Genomic DNA, 4,876 nt, shown 5'->3' on the forward strand with positions numbered 1-4,876 from the left:
CTCGCGGTGCCGCTGTTCTATTTCCTGTTCCAGAATCTGATGACGACCGAAAAAGCCGCGCCCGGCGCCGGCTTCATCGGCTATCTCGCGACGCTGCCGCTGATGGGCCAGCTATTGTTCGGCACCTTCATCGTCTCGGTCCCCGCGATCCTCGTCTGGTCGTTCGTCAAGGGGAGCCGCAAGGAAGGCGAGATGATGCTCGCCGCGATGGTGCTGATCGTCTTCAACGTCGTCTTCTGGACCTTGTTCGAACAGGCCGGATCGAGCCTCACCCTGTTCGCCGATCGCAACACCGATCGCAGCGTGTTCGGGCTGTTCTCGCTTTCCGCGCCGCAAACGCAGAATTTCAACCCGCTGTCGATCGTCCTGCTCGCGCCGGTGATGAGCGCCTTGTGGGGCTGGCTCGCCCGGCGCGGGTGGGAACCCTCGATCCCGATCAAATTCTCGGTCGCGCTGATGGGGGTCGGGGCGGGATTTCTGTTCCTCGTCTGGGGATCGACCTTCGTCGGCCCGGATTACAAGGTCGGGCTGTGGTGGCTCGCCGGGCTCTACGTGATCCATTCGGCCGCCGAATTGTGCATCTCTCCGGTCGGGCTGTCGATGATCACCAAATTGTCGATCGCGCGCGTCGTCGGGCTGATGATGGGGGTGTGGTTCCTGTCGATCTCGGTCGCGCAATATGTCGCGGGCGTCGTGGCGCAATTCGCCAGCGTCGAGACGGTCGGCGGGCAGGTGACCAATCTCAAGGTCAGCCTCGATACCTATACCCACACCTTCACGACGATCGCACTGGTCGCGATCGGGCTGGGCGTGGTGCTGTTCCTGCTCTCCTGGCCGCTCAAGAAGTGGATGCACGGCGTGCAGTAAAATCGCTTTTCGTCGTGCCGGGCTCGACCCGGCACGACGACGATTGGAGGATGCGATGGGCAATGTGCTGGCGGCGGCGGCCGCATTCGTCGGGACGCATTTCCTGCTGTCGCATCCGCTGCGCGCGCCGCTCGTCGCGCGCCTCGGCGAGCGCGGATTTCTCGCGCTCTACAGCCTCGTCGCCTTTGCGACATTGATCTGGCTGATTATCGCCTATCGCGCCGCCCCGCCCGGCGCGCCCTTGTGGATCGCGGGCGACCTCTCCTGGGCGATCGCGACCGCGGTGATGCTGATCGCCAGCATCCTCCTGATGGGATCGCTGATCCGCAACCCGGCGCTGCCGCAGGCGGCGACCGGCGAGGTGCCCGCGGCGCGCGGCGTCTTCGCGGTGACGCGTCACCCGATGATGTGGGCCTTCGCCTTGTGGGGCGCGGCGCACATCCTGGTCTATCCCGAACCGTCCAACATCATCGTCGCGATCGCGATCATCATTCTCGCTTTGGTCGGCGCCGCCTTCCAGGACCGGAAGAAGGCGACGCTCCAGCCCGATTTCTGGCGCGTCTGGCAAGAACGGACGAGCTATTGGCCGTTCGCCGCGATCGCCGCCGGCCGCGCGCGCTTCGGCGGGTTCGGGATGCACGCGCTTGCCGGCGGGCTGGTCGTGTGGCTGGTCGCGACATGGGCGCATATCCCGCTCACCGGGTGGCGCGCTGGCATCTGGTATTGGATCAGCTAAATACTTCGTAACCTAAGTTTCAGGGCTTTCGCATAACGCACACTTCCCCTATTCTCGCGGCAAAGCGAGAATGAGGAGAGGTCACGAATGCTCGGGTTGATGCAGCATGGCGCGCTGACGGTCGATAAGTTCCTCGATCACGCGGCGACGTGGCATGGCGCGCGCGAGATCGTGTCGCGCGATGCCAATGGCGTCGTGACGCGCGACAATTATGCCGCGCTCCACGCCGCCGCCAAGCGCGTATCGAGCGGCCTTGCACGTGCCGGCATCCGCCCCGGCGATCGCGTCGCGACGATGGGGTGGAATTCCGCCCGCCATCTCGCGGTCTGGTATGGCGCGGCGAACATGGGCGCGGTGCTCCACACCCTCAACCCGCGGCTGTTCCTCGAGCAGATCGCCTATATCGCCAATCACGCCGGGGATCGCATCCTGTTCGCCGATCCGAGCTGCGCCGAGCTGGTCGGCCAGCTTCTCCCGCAAGCGCCGACGATCGAGCGCGTCATCTTTCTGTGCGATGCCACCGATCTGCCCAAGACCGATTATGCCGCGACCGCCTTCGAAAGCTGGATCGCGGGCGAGCCGGCCGAGTTCACCTGGGGCGGGTTCGACGAGAATACCGCCTGCGGCCTCTGCTACACCTCGGGGACGACGGGCAATCCCAAGGGCGTGCTCTACGCGCACCGTTCCAATTTCATCCACGCGCTGATGACCTTGCAGGCCGATGCGCTGGCGCTTTCGGCGCGCGACAATGTGCTGATGGTCGTGCCGATGTACCACGCCAACGCCTGGGGGATGGTCTATTCCGCCCCTGCGGTCGGCGCCAAGCTGGTGCTGCCCGGGCAGAGGATGGACGGCGAATCGCTCGTCAATCTGATCGAGGAGGAGGAGATCACCTTCTCCTCCGCGGTGCCGACGATCTGGCAGGGCGTGCTGCACTATCTCAAATCGAGCGGACGCGGGCTCGGCGGGCTGAAGCGCGTCGTGATCGGCGGGTCGGCGGTGCCCGAGATGCTGATCCGCACCTTTGGCGACGATTATGGCGTCGAGGTGATCCAGGGCTGGGGAATGACCGAAACCTCGCCGCTCGCGACCATTTCCTCGCCCTCGGCCGAGGTGGCGGCGATGGATAAGGATGCGCGGGTCCACTATGCCACCAAACAGGGGCGGCTGCTCGCCGGGCTCGAGCTCAAGCTCACCGACGATGCGGGCAACCGCTTGCCGCACGACGGCAAGACCCCGGGCCGGCTGATGATCAAGGGTCCGACGATCGTCGCCTCCTATTTCGGCGGCGAGGGCGGCGAGGTGCTCGATGCGGAGGGCTTTTTCGACACGGGCGACGTCTCCACGATCGACGACAAGGGCTATATGCAGATCACCGATCGCGCCAAGGACGTGGTGAAATCGGGCGGCGAGTGGATCAGCTCGATCGAGATCGAGAATATCGCGACCGGCCACCCCGCGGTCGCGCTCGCGGCGGTGATCGGGGTCGCGCACCCGAAATGGGACGAGCGGCCGATCCTCTTGTGCCAGCTCAAGCCCGGCGCGAACGCATGCCGGGACGATCTCAACGCCTATCTCGATGGCAAGATCGCCAAATGGTGGATGCCCGACGACGTGCTGTTCGTCCCCGAAATCCCGCTCGGCGCGACCGGCAAGATCGACAAGAAGCTGATCCGCCAGCGGATGGAGGGGTACACGCTGCCGTTCGAGGTCGCGCGCCCTTGATCGCGGGCGAATAAACACTAGCCTGTCCTTTAGAGATAAAGGAGAGGCACGGTGCAGCAGAACGATCTCGCGCCCACCCATGTCGACGTGCTGATCGTCGGCGCCGGCATTTCCGGCATCGGATCGGCTTTCCATCTCCAGGATCAATGCCCGGAGAAAAGCTATCTGGTGCTGGAGGCGAAGGACACGTTCGGCGGGACGTGGGAAACCCACAAATATCCCGGCGTGCGATCGGATTCGGATCTCTACACCTTTGGCTACAGGTTCAAGCCGTGGATCGGCGCCCCGATCGCCAGCGGGGCGGAGATATTGAAATATATGGGCGAGGTGATCGCCGAGAATCACATCGACCGCCACATTCGCTACGGCCACCGCATCACCGCGTGCCGCTGGTCGAGCGCGGAAAATCTGTGGCATGTCGACGCGTTGCGCAAGGCGGACGGCGCCACCCTCTCCTTCACCTGCAATTTCCTGTGGATGTGCCAAGGCTATTACGACCACGAAACGCCGTACATCCCCGACTGGCCGGGGCGGGCGGATTATCGCGGGCTGTTCCTCCACGCGCAATTATGGGACCCGGCGATCGATTATGCCGGCAAGCGCGTGCTGGTGATCGGCTCGGGCGCAACCGCGGCCACCGTCGTCCCGGCGCTGGCGGAGAAAGCCGCGCATGTCACGATGCTCCAGCGCTCGCCGACCTATTTCTTCTGCGCACCCAACCAGAACGAGCTCGCCGACCGGCTGCGCCAGATCGGCATCGACGAACCGACCGTCCACCGCGTCGTCCGCGCGCAGGTGATGCACGATCAGGATCAGCTCACACTGCGCTGCCAGAACGAGCCCGATGTGGTGTTCGAGGAATTGAAGGCACTGATCCGCGCCTATGCCGGAGAGGATTTCCGCTTCGAGCCCGATTTCACCCCGCGCTATCGCGTATGGCAGCAGCGGCTGGCGTTCGTCCCCGACGGCGATCTGTTCCGCGCGGTGGCGGCGGGCAAGGTCGATGTCGTCACCGACGAGATCGACCATTTCACCGAGGCCGGCATCCGCACCAAATCGGGCGACTTGATCGAGGCCGATATCATCATCGCCGCGACCGGATTCCATTTCTCGATGATGGGCGGCATCCCCTTCTCGGTCGACGGCCGCGCGGTCGATTGGCACGAGACGGTCAATTATCGCGGGATGATGTTCACCGGCGTGCCCAACCTCGCCTGGGTAATGGGCTATTTCCGCGCAAGCTGGACGCTGCGGGTCGACATGCTCGGCGATTTCGTCTGCCGGCTGCTCAACCATATGGACGCGCTCAACGCGAAACGCGTCGACGTCGCATTACGCGACGAAGACAGGGATATGCCGCTGCTGCCGTGGATCGACGCGGGCAATTTCAACCCCGGCTATCTGATGCGCGGGCTCGATAAGATGCCGGTGCGCGGCGACAAGCCGGAATGGATGCACAATCAGGATTACTGGCGGGAAAAGGACGAATTTCCATTGATCGACCTCGACGGCACCGAATTCATCTACGACGGCAAGCGCCGCGCCGGC

Annotated in this window: 4 protein-coding genes; all 4 read left to right on the top strand. The window is 64.2% G+C overall.

Translation table 11 applies throughout. From position 1 onward, the window contains the following. Positions 1 to 867: peptide MFS transporter (locus BGN95_RS00750; RefSeq protein ID WP_286771325.1), on the top strand; the 867-nt coding region annotated here is incomplete at its 5' end. A 55-nt stretch (positions 868 to 922) separates the two neighbouring features. Continuing rightward, complete coding sequence (locus tag BGN95_RS00755) at positions 923 to 1,603, top strand: NnrU family protein (RefSeq protein WP_286771326.1); 681 nt, start codon at positions 923 to 925, stop codon at positions 1,601 to 1,603. An 87-nt stretch (positions 1,604 to 1,690) separates the two neighbouring features. Beyond that, complete coding sequence (locus BGN95_RS00760) at positions 1,691 to 3,328, top strand: long-chain-fatty-acid--CoA ligase (protein WP_265271290.1); 1,638 nt, start codon at positions 1,691 to 1,693, stop codon at positions 3,326 to 3,328. A 51-nt stretch (positions 3,329 to 3,379) separates the two neighbouring features. Then, a partial coding sequence (locus tag BGN95_RS00765; RefSeq protein WP_286771327.1) for a flavin-containing monooxygenase occupies positions 3,380 to 4,876 on the top strand: 1,497 nt, incomplete at its 3' end.

The organism is Sphingomonas sp. 66-10 (genome assembly GCF_001897045.1).
In the GTDB taxonomy this organism is placed as follows: Bacteria; Pseudomonadota; Alphaproteobacteria; order Sphingomonadales; family Sphingomonadaceae; genus Sphingomonas; species Sphingomonas lycopersici.